This window comes from Rathayibacter sp. VKM Ac-2754, from assembly GCF_009807095.1.
Taxonomy (GTDB): Bacteria; Actinomycetota; Actinomycetes; order Actinomycetales; family Microbacteriaceae; genus Rathayibacter.
On record NZ_WUCC01000009.1, the window covers coordinates 67,207 to 83,788 of the forward strand.

Consider the following 16,582-nt stretch of genomic DNA (forward strand, 5'->3'; position numbering starts at 1 on the left):
GTGCCGCGTCGCTGGGACGTGACGGGGAGGCGATGGTCATGGGGTCCTCTCGGAGAAGTCCGCTGGTCGTGATCAGAGTCCGGAGTCGACGAGGAAGGCCTTCGCGGCCCGCATCGCGTCGACGGGGGACGGCACGGCGTCGAGTTCGAGCAGGCGCCAGTGCGCACCCGCGGTCGTGTCGTAGAGACGGGCCCAGGCGGGCCAGTCGACGACCCCGGCGCCCAGAGCGCACATGTACTCCTGGTGCTGGTCGTGGATGGTCGAGTGGTCGATCGGGAAGCCCTCCGGCATCCGTCCGATCGCGTCCTTCCAGTGCGCGATGATCACGCGGTCGGCATGGCGCCGGACCACCTCGACGGCGTCGCCACCGGCGAGCGTGATGTGCGCCGTGTCGGGGCAGAAGAAGACGTACTCGGGGTCGGTCGCCGTGAGGATCAGGTCGATGTCGCGCCGGGTGCAGAAGGTCGAGTGCGCCTCGGTGTGCAGTGCGGTCCGCACTCCGACGCGCAGCGTGGCGTCACCGACGGCGTGGGCGAAGGCGGCGACGGTGTCGGCGAAGGCCAGGTCGACGAAGAGGGGCGGGACGCTGTCGCGGCTGGTGCGCATCGGAAGGCCGGCGACGAGCATCCCTCCGCCGACGTCGGCGACGAACTGAGCCAGCTCCTGGGCGCGATCGACCTCGGTGGCGAGATCCGATCCCGCACGCCACCCGGAGCCCGAGTGATAGCTGCTGATCAGCGAGAGCCCGCGCGACTCGAGTTCGGTGCGGAAGCCCGCAGCGGATCCGTAAGCCTCGATGGCGGAGGCGGCGTCGGCCGGCGGGAACGTCATCTCGAACGAGCTGATGCCCGCGTCGGTCAGGGCGTCGAGGATCCGCGTCCAGATCATCAGAGGGTCGCGGCGCCGGATCGCCATGATGTCGTCGTAGGTGCTGACGCCCCAGAAGGACGGGTGGTAGAAGGTGATCAGGTCGACGCCGTAGGCGGGTGCGTTCATGGCGGAGAGCTCCTCGAGGGGTCGGACCGGGGACGCCGCCTGAGCGGCGTCCCCGGTCGTCACAGCTGGATCAGTGGTCGATGTCGTGCTCGGTGAGGAACTCGTCGGCGACGCTCGCTGTCTCCTGCTTGTCGATCGTCACCTTCGAGAGAGCCGAGGTGAGGTTCTCGGTGGTGAGCGCCTCGGAGACGGCGTTGATCGCCTCCTTCGCCTCGTCGGTCGCCTTCTCGGAGCGGATCAGCGGCGTGATGTTCTCGGCGAGGAAGAGGTGCTCGGGGTCGTCGAGGATCACCAGGCCCTCCCGCTCGATGTTCGCGTCGGTGGAGAAGAGGTTGGCGACCTGGATCGTGCCGTCGAGCAGCGCGGCGAGGGTGAGGGGGCCTCCTGTGTCGAGGCCGCGGAACTCCTTGAAGTCGAGGTTGTACTTGTCCTTGAGGCCGACGAGGCCCACGTACGTCTCGTCCCAGCCGGCGCCGGAGCCGATCGCGAACTCTCCCGCGACCGGCTCGAGGTCGGCGATCGAGGTGAGTCCGTACTTCTCCGCCGTCTCGGGGGTGACGACGAGGGTGTCCTTGTCCTCCGCCTCCGACATCGGCAGCGTCTCGAGGCCCTCGGGGAGGACCTTCTGCAGCTCGGCGTTGACGGCATCGGCGGTGGTGACGCCCTCGGGCGCTCCGCCCTCGATGAGGGAGGAGTAGAGGGCGCCGTTGTACTCGGGGAGCAGGTCGATCGAGCCGTCCTGGATCGCCGCGAGGTAGATGTCGCGCGCTCCGATGTTGAAGTTGCGCGTGACGGTGAGTCCCGCCCCCTCGAGCGCCTGCGAGTACATCTCTGCGAGGAGCTCGTTCTCGGGGAACGCGGCGGAGCCGACGGCGATGGTGCCCTCGGCGCTGGATCCACCGCCGCCGGCGGCCATCGGGTCGTTGCTGCAGGCGGAGAGGGTGAGCGCGGCGACGGCGGCGAGGCCGAGCACTGCGGAGTGACGACGGTTCATGGCAGGTGCCTTTCGGGGAGGTCGGCGGCGATCGCATCGCGGCCGAGAGGGGAGGAGGTGGCGCGGGCTGGAGCACGGGGCGTCCTGCGTCGGGTGGGGCGGAGGAGGGAGTTCGTGATTCCGGGAGAGACGACGAGACGTTCGAGGCCGGCGAGAGCGAGATCGATGAGGATCGCGAGCAGCGCGACGAGCACGCCGCCGGCGATGACGCGGTCGTACTGGTTGAGGCTGAGGCCGGTGATGAGCGGCTGCCCGAGACCGCCGAGACCCACGTAGGCGGCGACGGTGGCGGTGGCGATCACCTGGAGGGTCGCCGAGCGGATCCCGGCGAAGATCAGCGGGAGGGAGTTGGGGATCTCGACACGCCACAGCATCTGGAGGTCGCGCATCCCCATGCCGTGCGCCGCGTCCACCGTGTGGCGGTTCACGGCGCGGAGTCCGGCGAACGTCGACGTCAGGATCGGCGGGATCGCCAGCACGACCAGGGCGACCATCATCGGCGTGATGCCGAGACCGATGGTGACGACGAGCAGGCTGATCAGCCCGAACGTCGGGAGGGAGCGCCCGGCGTTGCCGATGGCGATGACGATGAACGAGAACCGCCCGGTGTGCCCGATCCAGAGACCCACCGGCAGAGCGATGAGCGCCGCGATCGCCACGGCCGAGAAGGTGTAGCCCAGGTGCACGGCGATCAGGGCGGGGAAGGCGCCGCTCGGGCCGATCTGCCAGTTCGCGGGGTCGAAGAGCCAGGGGATGTCGGAGCGGTTCATCGCGTGCTCATCCCCAGACGGTTCCACGGAGTGAGCGCCCGCTGGGCGAGGACGATGGCTCCGTCGCAGAACGCCGCGAGGGCGATCGAGAGGACGATCCCCACGATGATCGGCTCGACGTAGCTGAGCTGGAGTCCCCGGGTGAAGAGCGCGCCGAGCCCGCCGACGCCGATCAGCGCACCGACGCTGACGATGCTGATGTTGGCGACCGTGGCCACCCGCAGCCCCTGGAGCGTCACCGGGAGCGACATCGGCAGCTCGACCGCGAAGAGGCGCCGCAGTCGGCGGAACCCCATCGCTGAGGCGGCCTCGAGGACAGTGGGATCGACCGAGCGGAGTCCGTCCGCGACGACCCGCACCATCAGCGCCGCGGTGTAGATCGCCAGGGCGACGACGATGTTCATCGGATCGAGGATCCGCGTCCCGATGATGCCCGGCAGCACGACGAAGAGCGCGAGCGAGGGGATCGCGTAGACGACTCCCGTGACCGCCGTGAGGGGTTGGTAGAGCCAGCCGTACCGGACGGCGAGGTAGCCGAGGGGCACCGAGACGACCACGCCGATCACGAGGGGCACGATCGCGAGCACGATGTGCTGCACGAGCGCGGCGACGACCGTCGCGCCGCTGTTGGAGAGGTACTCGATCACGGCGTTCCTGCGGCTCTCTCCAGGCGACGCGCCGTGAGCTGGGAGAACAGGCTCTCGTGCGTGACGATCCCGTCGGCCGCGCCGTCGGCGTCGACCCGGACGGCGATGCCGACCGGCGAGCTGATGACGGCGTCGGTGACGACACGGAGGGAGTCCTTCTCGGTGAAGGTGGCCCCGACCGGGAGGGCGTGATGCTCGAGTGTCGTCCACCGGAGGGGACGGCCGGTCGCGTCGAGCTCGAGGCGGGCGTCGGCGCTCGACGCCGAGGCGACGGTGTCGACGGTCAGCGCGGCCGCCGACTCGAAGGAGAGGCTGCGGAATCCGCGGTCCCGGCCCGCGAAGGAGGCGACGAACTCGTTGACCGGGTTCTCGAGGATCTCCTGCGGCGGCGCGAACTGCTCGAGGTGGCCGCCCGTCTGGAAGATGGCGATGTTGTCTCCGAGCTTGATCGCCTCGTCGATGTCGTGGGTGACCAGGACGATGGTCTTCCCGATCTCGCGCTGGAGGCGGAGGAACTCGTCCTGCAGCTCGGCGCGGACCACCGGGTCCACCGCGCTGAACGGCTCGTCCATCAGCAGCACCGGCGGGTCGGCCGCGAGCGCGCGGGCCACTCCGACTCGCTGCTGCTGCCCGCCCGAGAGCTGCACCGGGTAGCGCTTCGCCAGTGACAGGGGCAGTCCGACCCGCTCCATGAGCTCGCCGGCGGAGGCCAGGGCCTTGCGCCTGCCCACGCCCATGAGCCGGGGGACGGTCACGATGTTCTCGGCGATCGTCAGGTGCGGGAAGAGGCCGGCCTGCTGGATCACGTATCCGATCGACCGGCGCATCACGGCGACATCGCGCGAGCGGACGTCCTCGCCGTCGAGCCTGATGGATCCGCTCGAGGCCTCGATCATCCGGTTGATCATCCGGAGCGACGTCGTCTTGCCGCATCCCGACGGCCCGACGAAGACACTGATGCGGCCGGTCGGGAGCGTGAGCGTCAGGTCGTCGACGGCGACCGTTCCATCGGGGAAGACCTTCGAGACGCCGTCGAACTCAATCATGATCGGCGTCCGCGCGGGTGAAGGGAGAGACGGTGGTCACGGGCATGGGGAGCCTCCGAGGGATCGGGGTGGGGTGAGGAGGGATGTCGGGTGGGGCGGCGGGGTCAGCCGGCCCCGCCGACGCCGGAGGAGACGAGTCGGGCGGCCCGGACGAGCGCAATCCCGTGGCGCATCTCGTCGACGGCGCGCTCGCGGTAGCTCGGGACGACGAGGCTCATCGCGGCGATGATCCTGGCGCCGGCGTGGACCGGCGCGGCGATGGCGGTGACATCGGGTTCGATGCCGCTCTGCACGACGACGAAGCCCTGGTCGGGGGTCTCCCCCCGGAGCACGGCTCCGGCGGCCGAGCCGTCGAGCGGGATCGCCCGACCGACCCAGCTCGCGTGACGGACCGAGTGGGTGCCCTCGACGATGCTGATGTAGAGGGCGGTCTCCCGGTGACCCTCGATGCTCAGGTACACCGACTCGCCCGTCTCCTCGACGAGGTCCTCCATCACCGGCCGCGCGAGCGTGACCAGCGACTCGCTGCTGAGGGCCTGTGCGCCGAGCTGGACGAGCCTGCTCCCCGGACGGAACGTGCCGTCCTCGTCGCGCCGGACGAATCCGCTGCCCTCGAGGGTGCGGAGCAGCCGCAGGGCCGTGCTGGCCGGGAGGTCGGTGGCTCGGGCGCTCTCGGCGAGCGTCGCGCTCCCCCGGTCGCAGATCACCGCGAGCAGGGCGAGCGCCCTGTCGACGGTGCGGGTTCCTGCTTCCTCCGCCATGGTGCCTCCTTCTCGTGGCCCCTTCTCACAGGGGGTGACGCCGATCGATGTCGAGCGGTGGGGGGCCACCGACCGGCGTCGTGGTTCCCACCGTAGGGAGCGCAGGTTTCCGCTGAACCGGCCTCATGTTTCCGTTCAGTAAAACGTCATTGCCACTGGGTGAAAGCCGCTGCGGGATGCGACAGGATGAGCGCACGACGGAGGAGGACACGTGATCGCACTCGACGGCACGGCCGGAATCGGCGACATCGTCGCCCTCGCGGACCGCCGCGACCGCCCGGCGCTCGGACCGGGCGCCCTCGACGCCGTCGCCGACGCGGCGCGCGCTGCGGACCGCGTCGCCGAGCACACCCCCGTCTACGGGCGCTCGACCGGAGTCGGCGCGAACCGCGCCACAGCGGTCTCCAGCGACAGCGGCCACGCCCTCCGCCTGCTCCGCAGCCACGCCGTCGACGCCGGCCCCGCTCTGCCCGCCCGCGCGGTGCGGGCCATGCTCGCGGTCCGACTGAACCAGCTCTGCCTCCCCGGCTCCGGGATCGCGCCCGAGATCGTGACGGGGCTGCTCCGGATGCTCGAGGCCGACGCGCTTCCCGAGGTGCGAGCTCTCGGCTCGATCGGCACCGGCGATCTGACCGCGCTCGCGGGAGCGGCCCTCGCACTGCTCGGCGAGCGCCCCACCTCCTCGCCGCTGCCGCCGATGGCCCCGTGGGGCGCCGGGAGCGCCCTGGCCTTCGTCAGCAGCAATGCGCTGACGATAGGCCGAGCCTGCCTCGCCGTCGACGAGCTCGCTCGGCTCGACCGTGCCGCGCGCGTGGTCTTCGCCCTCAGCGCGGTCGCCCTCGGCGCCGAACCCGGAGCCCTCTCGATCAGGGCGGCCGAGGCGGCCGCCGCTCCGGGCGTCGTGGCCGTGGCGGAGGAGGTCGGGGGGCTGCTCGCGGGCGTCGCCGACTCCGGGCTGCTCGGCGCTCGCGTGCAGGATCCGTACGGGCTCCGGGTGTTCCCGCACACGCAGGGCGCGCTCGCCGCCGCGCGCGACGCCCTCGCCGATCGGGTGTCCGGTCTCGTCCGCGCCGGACAGGAGAACCCGCTGTTCCACGCCGGCTCCGTCGTGCACCACGGCGGCTTCTTCCAGGCCGCTCTCGCCCTCGCGGCGGAGTCGGCCCTCCTCGCGCTCGCGGGCACGACCGCGACGACACTGTCGAGGATCCGCCTGCTGAACGAGCCCGAGTACACCGGGGCCCGGCCCTTCCTCGCCACGGGGCCGGCCGGATCGTCCGGACTCATGATGGTCGAGTACGTCGCGGCCTCCGCGATCGCCGAGATCCGCTCGAGCGCCCAGCCCGCCTCTCTCGGCACGGTCTCGCTCTCGCGCGGCACCGAGGACGACGCTCCGTTCGCATCGCAGGCGGTCGCGCAGCTCGAGCGCGCGCTGCCGGCGTACCGCGTGCTGCTCGCGAGCGAGCTGCTCGGCGCCGGTCGCGCGCTGCGGCAGCGGGAGCGGACCGCGGGGCACACCGGCGCCCTGGGCCTGGCGGTGGCCGTGGTCGGCACTCTGCCCGTCGACGACTCCGACCGCGATCTGCGCCCGGATCTCGAGCGCGCCGGCGCCGCACTCGAGGAGCTCGCGGCCCTGATCGGCGACCGCGGGTGACCGTCCGGACGGTCCGGATCGACGAGCTCCCCGTCGAGCGCTGGGCGAACGGGCTCGGCCGGACCCGGCCGGTACTCGAGGAGGACGGTCTCCGCGTCAGCGTCGCGACGATCCACGAGGCGGCACCGTTCTCGCCCCTGCCCGGGCTGCACCGGCTCCTGACCGTCGTCGGCCCCGTGGGCGTCCGACTGACCGTCGACGGCGCAGGGCGCGAGGTGGAGCCCGGCGAGGCGATCAGGTTCTCCGGCGCCGCCGCCGTCTCCGTCGACGCGACCGCTGAGCCGACCGCCGTGCTCAACATCCTGCACGACGAGCGATGGGGCGCGGACGTGCTGATCGGACCGGTGCCGCCCGACGAGCCGGCCGACCTCCGCACCGCGCTCGACTGCAGCGGAGCCGGGGTCATCGCGATCTCGGGGCGGCGCCTCACTCTGGCGATCACCGGACCGACGCAGAGCAGCGCGGGCGCCACGCGCGTGATCCTCGCGTCCTGGGCGCCCGTGCCGGGCCGGTCCCGGTGAGGGCGCTCGAGCGGAGCGTCGCCGCCGCCGTCACCGTGGGGCTCCTCGTCGCGGGATCAGCGGCGTGCGGCTCGATCTCCGCCGCACCGTCCCCCACCGTCCTCCGCGCGCCGGAGAGGAGACCGACCGCAAGAAGGAACGACCCCACGGCGATCCGCGCCCGACGCGGATGACGTCAGGAGATCTGCGCGGCTTCGTGCCGCGCCGTGCCGGCGCGGTGGCCGGCTCGGCGTTCGGTGATGAGGAAGACGACGAGGAGGACGACTCCGACCAGGATCACGACGATGTTGCCGAGCTGGGCGAAGGAGGAGAGGGGGCCGGCGGCGGGATAGGTGCCCTGCATGAAGATGCTGGGGTCGGTGCTGGCGTGCAGCAGGATCGGCGCGATGATCGTGCGGGTCACGCGCATCGCGAGGTACATGCAGAAGCCGAAGAAGAACGTGTAGAGGATCTGCAGCAGCGTCGGCAGGAGTGGCTGGCCGATGAAGAGGTTGGTCGCGTGCAGCAGGGCGAACAGGGCGGCGGAGACCATCCCGACGGCGATCTCGGAGCGACCCGACGAGCGCATGATCCGGACGACGTATCCGCGAGTGAGGAGTTCTTCGGAGAAGCCGATGACGAGTCCGGCGAGCAGCCAGGCGGCCACCCAGTCGAACCCGGCGGCGGAGTAGTCGATGCTCGCGAAGCGCATCACATTGAAGAGCAGGACGACCGCGATCGCGATCCACATCCAGCCGCCTCCGCGAGGGGTCTGCCGTTCGAAGGTGCTCCGCAGCCAGCCGACGCTCGCGCCGAAGCCGACCAGGATGAGGCTGCCGATGAGGACCGGGACGGCGATGAGGACGATGACGTAGCTCGCGGAGTCCGCGCCTCCGATGAACGGCACGAACGGTGCCATCAGCAGAGAGGCCGGCTCGTAGATCGCGAGATAGCCGACCGCGAGGATCAGGGCCTTCCACCATCGCCCGTGGTCCCAGAAGCGCGCCCATCCCGACCGTTCCGCAGTGCTGTCCATTGCTCATCCCCCCGAATCGAGATCAGTAGACCACACCTGACGGCCACTCGAGGGCGGCCTGCTTCCGTTCGATCCTCACCATTCGGAACGACCCGGAGCGCGCCTGAGACGACGCCCTCGTCGTGCTGCAGGGCCTGCGGCAGCAGGGGTGGATCGGCGAGCCGTGGCACCGCCGGCGCCGCCCCTGTAGAACGGGAGTCCCGACGAGAGGCACCACCGTGATCGACCGCGACGGCCTGGCCACGTTCCTCCGGCACCGGCGCGAGGCGCTGCAGCCCGAGGACGTCGGCCTCACCCGCGGCCCGCGCCGCCGCACCGCGGGGCTCCGCCGCGAGGAGGCCGCCGCCCTCTGCCACATGTCGACCGACTACTACGCCCGCCTCGAGCGCGGCACCGGTCCGCAGCCGTCCGAGCAGATGATCGCGTCGATCGCGCAGGGCCTGCACCTCTCGCTCGGCGAGCGCGACCACGTCTTCCGGCTCGCCGGCCACACCCCGCCCACGCGCGGATCCGCCGCCGGAGACCACATCGCGCCCGGGCTGCTGCGCATCCTCGACCGCCTGCACGACACTCCGGCCGAGATCATCACCGAGCTCGGCGAGACGCTGCGGCAGAGTCCGCTCGGCGCGGCGCTGCTGGGAGACGCCTCCCTCCGCCGCGGGCCGTCGCGCAGCCTCGGCTACCGCTGGTTCGCCGATCCCGAGGGGAGGGAGGCGTACCCGGAGGAGGATCGCGCGCTGCTCTCGCGGGTGTTCGTCGCGGGTCTGCGCGAGATCGCGACGCTGCGCGGCCCGGGCTCGCGGGCGGTCGAGCTCGTCGACCTCCTGTCGGCCGAGAGCGAGGAGTTCCGCACGCTGTGGGCCGCGCACGAGGCGGGGCTCCGGCCGCCGGCGCTGAAGCGGTTCCTGCACCCGAGCGTCGGGCTGCTCGAGCTCGAGTGCCAGACGCTGCTCGATCCGGAGCAGTCGCACCGGCTCCTCGTCTACACCGCGGTGCCCGGCAGCGAGAGCGCCGAGAAGCTCGAGCTGCTCGCGGTGGTGGGGGCGATGGTCTGAGCCGGGCCCGGCCGTGGATCGCGGAGCCGTGGATCGAGAGGTCCTTCCTCCGCTCCGGGCACCGCCCGACCATGGAGGCACACCGACCCCGAGGAGTCCCCATGGCCCGCAGCACCCCCCTTCCCGACCTGACCGGGCGGCTCGCCGTCGTCACCGGCGCGAGCGACGGCATCGGCCGCGTGATCGCCACTCGTCTCGCTGCAGCGGGGGCCGAGATCGTGATGCCCGTCCGCTCCGCCGCCAAGGGCGAGGCGGCGGCGGAGGGGATCCGCCGCGCGGTCCCCGGCGCCGCGGTGAGCACGCGCCCGCTCGACCTCTCCTCCCTCCGCTCGGTGACGGCGCTGGTCTCGACCCTCCTCGCCGAGGGCCGCCCGCTCGACCTGCTCGTCAACAACGCCGGAGTGATGCAGCCGCCCGAGCGGACGCTCACCGAGGACGGTCTCGAGCTGCAGTTCGGCACCAACCACGTCGGGCACTTCGCGCTGACGCTCGGCCTGATGCCGCTCCTCGAGCACGCCCGCGTCGTGCACCAGACGAGTGTCGCCGCTCGCAGCGGAGCGATCGACTGGGACGACCTCGACGGCGAGCGCCACTACGACGTGATGAAGGCCTACTCCGGCTCGAAGATCGCCGTCGCCCTCTTCGCCCTCGAGCTCGACGCCCGGAGCAGGGCGGCCGGCTGGGGCGTCACGAGCACCCTCGCGCATCCCGGGATCTCGCCGACCAACCTCCTGGCCGCGCAGCCCGGGCTCGGCCGCCCGCAGCAGGTCCGCGGCCGCGGCCTCATCACCGCCCTCTCGCGAGTGGGCGTCGCCGGCACCGTCGAGAGCGCGGCGCAGCCCGCCCTGCTGGCCGCGATCGCGCCCGAGGGCGGCGGCTTCTTCGGCCCGACCCGCGTGATCGGCGGCCCCGCCGCCCGCCGCGACCTCTGGGCGCCGATGCGCCGCTCCGACGACGCCCGACGCCTCTGGGAGGTCTCGGAGAGCCTGGTCGGCAGCCGCTTCCCGGCGTGAGGCGCCCTACTGGGTCCTCTCGATGATGGCGCGCATCACCTCGCTCGCTCCGCCGGCGTCGCCCCTCTGGATGTGCGTCGCCAGGTCGACGTGCAGCTGGAGGTCGTGGGCGTCGAACCCGTGCCGGCCGAGCTCGTGCAGGGTGCGCTCGCGCAGCGTCTCCTGGATGACGGAGGAGACCTGCGCGAACATCGGATTGCCGGACGCCCGGAGGACGAGACCGTGCAGCGCCGCGTCCTCGCGGAGGAGCGCGTCGGGATCGGCGCCGACCGTCGATCCCGCGCTCCACAGCCGGGCCGCGGCGCTCACGATGTCCGCCGCCTCGTCCAGTGTCCGCCGGGAGGCGGCGAGGCGAGCGGCCTCGGGCTCGACGGCCAGGCGCATTTCGCCGAGGGTCCGGAGCTGGCTCTCGCGCTGCGGGGAGCGCAGACGCCAGCGGATGACCTGGGGGTCGAAGAGGTTCCAGGCCGCCTCGGGGAGCACCCGGAGCCCGATGCGCCGGCGCGGCTCGAGCAGGCCCCTCGAGGCGAGCCCTCGAGCGACCTCCCGGACCACGCTGCGCGACGTCGCCGTCGCGACCTCGATCTCCTCCACCGTCATGACGGTCCCCTCGGGGAGCCGTCCGTCGCAGATGGCGGACCCGAGCTGGTCGTTCAGCTGCGAGTAGCTGCTGCCGGCGCCACCCCTGACGACGGGGGCCAGACCGCTGAGGCGCCTCACGCGGCGCTGCCGAGAGGGCGTGCTGTCACGACGTCACGACCGGCGTGATCACGAGCTCGTCGATGCAGACGTGCGGCGGGCTGTCGAGGACGAACTGCGTCGCGGCGGCGATGTCGTCGGGGGTCAGCATCGATCGGCGGGCCTCGGCATCGGGGACGACCGGCCGGTGCGCGAGGAACTCCGTGTCGACCTCGCCGGGGCAGAGGCAGCACGCGCGGATCCCGTGGCGGTTCTCCTGTGCGTTGAGCGTGCGCGTCAGGGACGACAGCGCGGTCTTGCTGGCGCTGTAGGCGACGCCGGCATCCGGGGAGAACTGCCACCCGGACACGGACGAGACGAGGACGATGACGCCGTCGCCGGCGTCGCGCATCCCCGGGAGGACGGCGTCGACGACCCGGGCGCAGCCGGTCAGGTTCGTCTCGACGACGGAGGCGAACCCCGCCATCGACTGGTCCCGCCAGTAGCGGTCGGGCCGGTTGAGACCGGCGGAGGCGGCCAGCCTCGTCACGGGCCCCCAGGCCTCGACGATGCTCCGGTGGACCTCCCGGGGCTCGGCGGGCGCCGCCACATCCGTCGGCGCGATCAGGAACTCGCCGCCGACGGCCTCGACGGCGTCCGCCGTCTCCCGGAGGAGCTCGGAGCGGCGTCCGCTCAGAGCCACGCGATGCCCGTGCCGCGCGGCGGACACGGCGATCGCGCGGCCCATCCCGCTGCCCGCGCCGGTGATCCACAGGACGGGACGGGGGTCGGGACGTGTCATGCTGCTCCGCTCGAAAGGATGAGGTGTCGCCTCGATCCTGCCATGAAGTATGTTTTCAACTCCGGACGAGAAGAGGATCCCGTGCTGATCGATGTCACCGGCCACGTGGTGGTCGTCACGGGCGCGGGCCAGGGGATCGGCCGGGTCATCGCCGAGTCGTTCGCGGAGGACGGGGCGACGGTCGTCCTGCTCGACGTGGCGGAGGCGCTCCTCCGAGAGGTCGGCGCCCACCTCGACGCCCGGGGCCTCGCGAGCGCCCAGTACGTCTGCGACGTGCGCGACGAGGCCGCGGTCGAGAGCGTCATCGGCGACGTCGTCTCCCGTTTCGGCCGGATCGACACCCTGATCAACAACGCCGGGGTCAACGTCGAGGGCCTGATCGAGGACCTCGACGTCGCGGCGTGGGACCGCTGCTTCGAGGTCAACGTGCGCGGCACGTTCATCACGTGCAAGGCGGTGATCCCGGTGATGAAGCGGCAGGGACGGGGCAGGATCGTCAACGCCGCCTCGTTCGCGGCGATCGTCCCCAGCGTCGGCGGTGCGGCCTACGCGGCGTCCAAGGCGGCGGTGGTGCAGTTCACCCGCACCCTCGCGGGCGAGGTGGGCCCGTGGAACATCACCGCCAACTCCTACGCCCCCGGCATGATCCCCACCGCGATGAACGGCTTCGCCGAGCTGTCGGAGGAGCGCCAGGCGCAGAAGCTGGACATGCTGGCCGTGCGCCGCTGGGGCGAGGCCCAGGACATCGCCGACCTGCTGCGGTTCGTCGCCAGCGACTTCGCGGGCTACATCACCGGCACCCTCCTCGAGGTGAGCGGAGGCAAGCTCGCCACGCAGACCGCGAGGGCCGTCGACGAGCAGCGTCCGTAGGCGGCGCGGGGGCCTGCACGGTCCGTTTCGCGCCGGTTCGACGTATCGCCTCTTCCCGATATCGCATCCGGACTATATTCTGAGCAATGAGCTGGGTTGTCGAATTCTCCGACGAGGTACGCGAGTGGTATGTCTCGTTGACTCCGGGCGGCAAGGCTGCGACCCAGCGCATCCTCTCCCGCCTCGAGGATCGCGGCCACCTGCTCGGCATGCCTCACTCCCGACCTCTGGGCGAAGGCCTCCGCGAATTGCGCTTCACCTGCGAGGGTGTGGCCCGAAGGATCACTTACGTACTCGATCCGGAACGGAAGGCCGTCACCCTGACCACCTTCCGCAAGCAGCGCGACAATGAACGCAGCGAAGTGCTCCGAGCTCGGCGCGCTCAGGCCGACCGCTCGACGACCCCTCCGAAGCAGACAAGGAAGAAGCGATGACGACCACGCCTTTCCGCGCTCTCGAGGCCGAGGCCCTCGCCACGATGACCCCGGACGAACGCGCCCGATTCGATGCCGCACTCGAGGAGGAGGAGGCCCGGCTGCGCCTGGCCGAGCTCGTCTACGACGCTCGAACCTCCGCCGGGCTGACGCAGACCGCGCTCGCCGAGAGGATGGGCACCAGGCAGTCCGTCATCTCGGCGATCGAGAACGGCGCTCAGGTGCCGACTTTCGGGATGCTGCGGCGTATCGCTCGAGCTCTCGACCGCGATCTGACCATCGAGCTGGCGCAGGCGGGCTGAGCAGCGCTCACAGCGACCCGCCCCTCTCCTCCGCCAGCCGCCCCGCCACGCGGTAGGCCAGCGCCAGCACCGTCAGCACCGGGTTCACTCCGCCGTTCGTGACGTGCAGCGAGGCGTCGGCGATCGTCAGGTTGTCGTGACCCCAGACGCGGCCCCAGCGGTCGGTGACGGAGGTCGCCGGGTCGAGGCCCATCCGGCAGGTGCCCGCCTGGTGCTGGCCACGGCTCGGGCCGGCGTCGGGCAGGTGGCGGAGGCGGTACGTCGAGGCGGCGCCGCTCGCGCGCAGCCAGTCGACGGCGCGGTCGGCCACGAAGTCGGCCGTGCGGAGGTCCTCGGGGTGGATCCCCCCGGACAGGCGGGCGGCGGGCAGCCCCCAGCGGTCGAGCACCGACGGATCGACGGTGACCCGCGAGTCGGGGGACGGCACCTCCTGCACCGGCCCCATCACGACCAGCAGCCGCGGGAACAGCTCCCGCATCGCCCGCTTCGACGCGAGGCCGTGCGGCGGGACGAGGCCGAGGCCGACCGCCGAGTAGTAGAGCGAGAGCGGCGTCGGCACGAAGTCGTTCGCGAGCATCGCGCCGCCGACGATCCCGGGGTTGGCGTGCCGGTGATCCGTCGTGGCGATGCCCGGGCCCGGGCCGACGCTGTCCTGCACGGGCTCGTCGAACAGCCCCCACGCTCCCGCGTACACGTGCGACTGCAGGTGCCGGCCGACCTGGTCGTGCCGATTGCCCAGGCCGTCGGGCTCGGAGGCGCTCGCGCTGTTCAGCAGCAGCCGCGCGGTCTCGACGGCGCCGGCCGCGAGCACCACGTCGGCGGCGGCGACCTCGAGGGTCCGCTCGCCCACGATCCGCACCCCGGTGACACGGCCCTCGTCGTCGGTCAGCACCGTCGCGACCTGCGCCCCGGTGAGCACGTCGCACCGCCCTGTCGCGACCGCGCGCGGGATCACGGTGTTGCGGGTGTCGGTCTTGAACTCGCCCGGGCACGCGAATCCGACGCAGCTCGCGCAGCGGATGCACGCCCCGCGGCCGTTGTACGGCGTCGTGTTGATCAGCAGCGGCACGTCGGTGGTGCCGAGCCCGAGCGCTGCGGCACCCTCGGCCAGGCGCGCGGAGTCGACGGCGTGCGGGAACGGCGGCATCGGGTAGCCGCGGCGGCGCGGGCCGGCGGTCGCGTCTCCGGTGGCGTCGCCCGAGACACCGAGCTCCCACTCCGCGCGGTCGTACTCGGGCTCGAGGTCGTCGTAGCCGAGGGGCCAGTCGGCCAGCGAGCTGCCCTCGGGCACCCCGTAGGTCGTCGCCATCGCGAAGTCCTCGGGGCAGAACCGCCACGCCTGCGCGCCGTAGACGCGCGTGCCTCCGCCGACCGTCATCGCGTTGCTGCCCCAGCGCGGGTCGGTGGCGAGCAGCGTCGTCGCCGCGCCTCCCGGAGTCGGCACCACGCGCGGGTGACCCGCCGACGGCGGATCGACGACGGTGTCGTAGCCGAGCGAGAGGCGCTGGCTGCGGAGGTGGTCGACGGGCAGATCGGACGCGGCGAGCCAGCTCCCCTGCTCGACCAGCAGCACGCGGCGGCCGGCCTCGGCGAGGACGCAGGCCGCGACTCCGCCGCCCGCTCCGGCGCCGACCACCACGGCGTCGTAGCGGTCGCGGACGTCGCTCCAGGCCGTGACGGGTGCGGCCGATTCGACAGGCCGCGGCCACTCCGTCCCCTCGGGCCGGGGGCGGTAGCCGATCATCGACCACGAGGCGGCGTCGCGGTTGCCGCCGTTGCCGGGGTCGCCGTAGTAGCCCTGGATCACGAGGTCGGCGAGCTGCGCGAGCGCGTCGTCGTCGGGCCGGCCGTCGAGTGCGGCGAGCGCCGGAGCGGCGAGGTCGCTCCGCTCGCCCGAGAGCATCGCCCGGAGGAACTCCGGCGCTCCGACCTCCCACGCCGACGGGTGCTCGTCGGCGGGCACGATGCTCTCGACGAACGCTCGGAGCCCGGGGTGGGCGAGGAGTGCCTCCGCGGCGCTCATCAGGCCAGGGCGGTGGGGGCGGCAAGGAGCTGCGCGGCGGCGACCGCGCCGAGCACTCCCGAGCGGTCGCCGAGCTCCGGAGGCACCATGAAGTCCCACGGGTCGGCCGCGATCGGGTGTCCCGCCAGCGGTCCGCCGGTGACCACGGTGAGCTGGCGGCGCGCCTCATCGAGCAGGCCGGGCGCCTTGACGACCCCTCCGCCGACGGCGACGCGCTCGACTCCCGTGCTGTACGAGATGGCGGCGACCGCCTGCGCGACGTAGTAGCCGAGCATCTCGAAGGCCTCCCGCTGCACGCGCACGGGCAGGTGCGACGAGTCGGCGCCCCAGCGCGCGAGGACGGACGGGCCGGCCGCGAGCCCCTCGAGGCAGTCGCCGTGGAACGGGCAGCTGCCCGCGAAGTCGTCGGACGCGTGCCGGCGGACGAGCAGGTGCCCCACCTCGGGCGCGCCGTTGCTGTGCAGCACGCGGCCGTCGATGACCACGCCGATCCCGACGCCGGTGCCGAAGGTGGCGTAGGCGAGCGAGCCGACGTCGCGGCCCGCGCCCCAGCGCTGCTCGCCGAGGGCCGCACCGCTGACGTCGCTGACGAGGGCGAGCGGCTGGCTCACGTGCTGCGCGATGCGCTCGAGCAGCTTGGTGTTGGCCCAGCCGGGCTTCGACGTGCCGGTGATCCAGCCGTAGCGCGGGCGCGCCGGATCGACGTTGACGGGGCCGAAGGAGGCGATGCCGACCGCGTCGACGCCGTGCTCGCGATCGGCGTCGCGCACGAACTCGACGATCCGCGCGATCGTCTCGGCGGGAGTCGTGGTCGGGAAGCGGCGCGTCATCAGCAGAGTCGTCGGTGCGGACTCGTCCACGACACCGCAGACCACCTTCGTGCCACCGGTCTCGATGCCAGCGAGCATCAGCTCTCCCCTTCTCGGACGCCCCGTGCGCAGACGAGTCGACCCCGGACGGACGTCGTCGAAGCTGCGCGGGCCTCCTCAGTAAAGGGGGCATGT

The 16,582-nt window shown here is 72.3% G+C and carries 18 protein-coding genes; 7 read left to right on the forward strand and 11 right to left on the reverse strand.

Going from position 1 to position 16,582, the window contains the following annotated elements; all coding sequences use genetic code 11:
- Window positions 1–72: 72 nt before the first annotated feature.
- The 6 genes from GRS92_RS14780 to GRS92_RS14805 form a co-directional block, all read right to left on the reverse strand.
- Window positions 73–996 carry a sugar phosphate isomerase/epimerase family protein gene (locus GRS92_RS14780; protein WP_159857748.1) on the reverse strand — a complete coding sequence of 308 codons (924 nt, stop codon included), beginning with the start codon at window positions 994–996 and terminating at the stop codon, window positions 73–75.
- Window positions 997–1,066: 70 nt separating this feature from the next.
- Window positions 1,067–1,990, reverse strand: coding sequence for an ABC transporter substrate-binding protein (locus GRS92_RS14785; RefSeq protein ID WP_159857750.1), 924 nt, complete (start codon window positions 1,988–1,990; stop codon window positions 1,067–1,069).
- Entirely contained in the window at window positions 1,987–2,760 is a 774-nt protein-coding gene (locus GRS92_RS14790; RefSeq protein ID WP_159857752.1) for an ABC transporter permease, read from the reverse strand. The genes GRS92_RS14785 and GRS92_RS14790 overlap by 4 nt, the downstream gene beginning before the upstream one ends.
- The gene (locus GRS92_RS14795) at window positions 2,757–3,407 is read right to left on the reverse strand and encodes an ABC transporter permease (protein ID WP_159857754.1); all 651 of its coding nucleotides are present in this window, start codon (window positions 3,405–3,407) and stop codon (window positions 2,757–2,759) included. The genes GRS92_RS14790 and GRS92_RS14795 overlap by 4 nt, the downstream gene beginning before the upstream one ends.
- Window positions 3,404–4,453 carry an ABC transporter ATP-binding protein gene (locus GRS92_RS14800; RefSeq protein ID WP_159857756.1) on the reverse strand — a complete coding sequence of 350 codons (1,050 nt, stop codon included), beginning with the start codon at window positions 4,451–4,453 and terminating at the stop codon, window positions 3,404–3,406. The genes GRS92_RS14795 and GRS92_RS14800 overlap by 4 nt, the downstream gene beginning before the upstream one ends.
- Window positions 4,454–4,557: 104 nt before the next feature.
- The gene (locus GRS92_RS14805; protein WP_159857758.1) at window positions 4,558–5,214 is read right to left on the reverse strand and encodes an IclR family transcriptional regulator; all 657 of its coding nucleotides are present in this window, start codon (window positions 5,212–5,214) and stop codon (window positions 4,558–4,560) included.
- 211 nt (window positions 5,215–5,425) lie between these two features.
- Here GRS92_RS14805 and GRS92_RS14810 point away from each other — a divergent pair, with 211 nt between their 5' ends.
- Window positions 5,426–6,865: an aromatic amino acid lyase gene (locus GRS92_RS14810; RefSeq protein ID WP_159857760.1), complete on the forward strand. Its 1,440-nt coding sequence runs from the start codon at window positions 5,426–5,428 to the stop codon at window positions 6,863–6,865.
- The gene (locus GRS92_RS14815) at window positions 6,862–7,386 is read left to right on the forward strand and encodes a HutD family protein (RefSeq protein WP_159857762.1); all 525 of its coding nucleotides are present in this window, start codon (window positions 6,862–6,864) and stop codon (window positions 7,384–7,386) included. The genes GRS92_RS14810 and GRS92_RS14815 overlap by 4 nt, the downstream gene beginning before the upstream one ends.
- A gap of 175 nt (window positions 7,387–7,561) precedes the next feature.
- Here GRS92_RS14815 and GRS92_RS14820 read toward each other — a convergent pair whose 3' ends face one another.
- Window positions 7,562–8,401, reverse strand: coding sequence for a CPBP family intramembrane glutamic endopeptidase (locus GRS92_RS14820; protein ID WP_159857764.1), 840 nt, complete (start codon window positions 8,399–8,401; stop codon window positions 7,562–7,564).
- A 218-nt stretch (window positions 8,402–8,619) separates the two neighbouring features.
- On the opposite strand from GRS92_RS14820, the gene GRS92_RS14825 reads away from it, so the two are divergent.
- Together GRS92_RS14825 and GRS92_RS14830 are read left to right on the forward strand one after the other, a co-directional pair.
- Complete coding sequence (locus GRS92_RS14825; protein WP_159857766.1) at window positions 8,620–9,456, forward strand: helix-turn-helix transcriptional regulator; 837 nt, start codon at window positions 8,620–8,622, stop codon at window positions 9,454–9,456.
- 101 nt (window positions 9,457–9,557) lie between these two features.
- Complete coding sequence (locus GRS92_RS14830) at window positions 9,558–10,469, forward strand: SDR family oxidoreductase (protein ID WP_159857768.1); 912 nt, start codon at window positions 9,558–9,560, stop codon at window positions 10,467–10,469.
- A gap of 6 nt (window positions 10,470–10,475) precedes the next feature.
- Here the strand turns inward: GRS92_RS14830 and GRS92_RS14835 are convergent, their stop codons facing one another.
- A complete protein-coding gene (locus tag GRS92_RS14835) occupies window positions 10,476–11,189 on the reverse strand; it encodes a FadR/GntR family transcriptional regulator (protein ID WP_159857770.1) in 714 nt (237 codons plus the stop codon).
- A gap of 25 nt (window positions 11,190–11,214) precedes the next feature.
- Window positions 11,215–11,949, reverse strand: coding sequence for an SDR family oxidoreductase (locus tag GRS92_RS14840; protein WP_159857772.1), 735 nt, complete (start codon window positions 11,947–11,949; stop codon window positions 11,215–11,217).
- Window positions 11,950–11,991: 42 nt separating this feature from the next.
- Between GRS92_RS14840 and GRS92_RS14845 the strand changes: the two genes are divergently transcribed.
- The 3 genes from GRS92_RS14845 (at window position 11,992) to GRS92_RS14855 (ending at window position 13,555) form a co-directional block, all read left to right on the forward strand.
- Window positions 11,992–12,819, forward strand: a complete 828-nt coding sequence (locus GRS92_RS14845) for an SDR family NAD(P)-dependent oxidoreductase (RefSeq protein ID WP_327437449.1) — start codon at window positions 11,992–11,994, stop codon at window positions 12,817–12,819.
- Window positions 12,820–12,905: 86 nt separating this feature from the next.
- Entirely contained in the window at window positions 12,906–13,253 is a 348-nt protein-coding gene (locus tag GRS92_RS14850; RefSeq protein ID WP_159857774.1) for a type II toxin-antitoxin system RelE/ParE family toxin, read from the forward strand.
- Window positions 13,250–13,555 (forward strand): helix-turn-helix domain-containing protein, encoded by a 306-nt coding sequence (locus tag GRS92_RS14855; RefSeq protein WP_159857776.1) that lies wholly within the window; start codon window positions 13,250–13,252, stop codon window positions 13,553–13,555. Before GRS92_RS14850 ends, GRS92_RS14855 begins: the two co-directional genes overlap by 4 nt.
- 7 nt (window positions 13,556–13,562) lie before the next feature.
- Here GRS92_RS14855 and GRS92_RS14860 read toward each other — a convergent pair whose 3' ends face one another.
- The gene (locus GRS92_RS14860; protein WP_204162031.1) at window positions 13,563–15,578 is read right to left on the reverse strand and encodes a GMC oxidoreductase; all 2,016 of its coding nucleotides are present in this window, start codon (window positions 15,576–15,578) and stop codon (window positions 13,563–13,565) included.
- Entirely contained in the window at window positions 15,578–16,486 is a 909-nt protein-coding gene (locus GRS92_RS14865) for an ROK family protein (protein WP_159857778.1), read from the reverse strand. The genes GRS92_RS14860 and GRS92_RS14865 overlap by 1 nt, the downstream gene beginning before the upstream one ends.
- Window positions 16,487–16,582 lie beyond the last annotated feature (96 nt).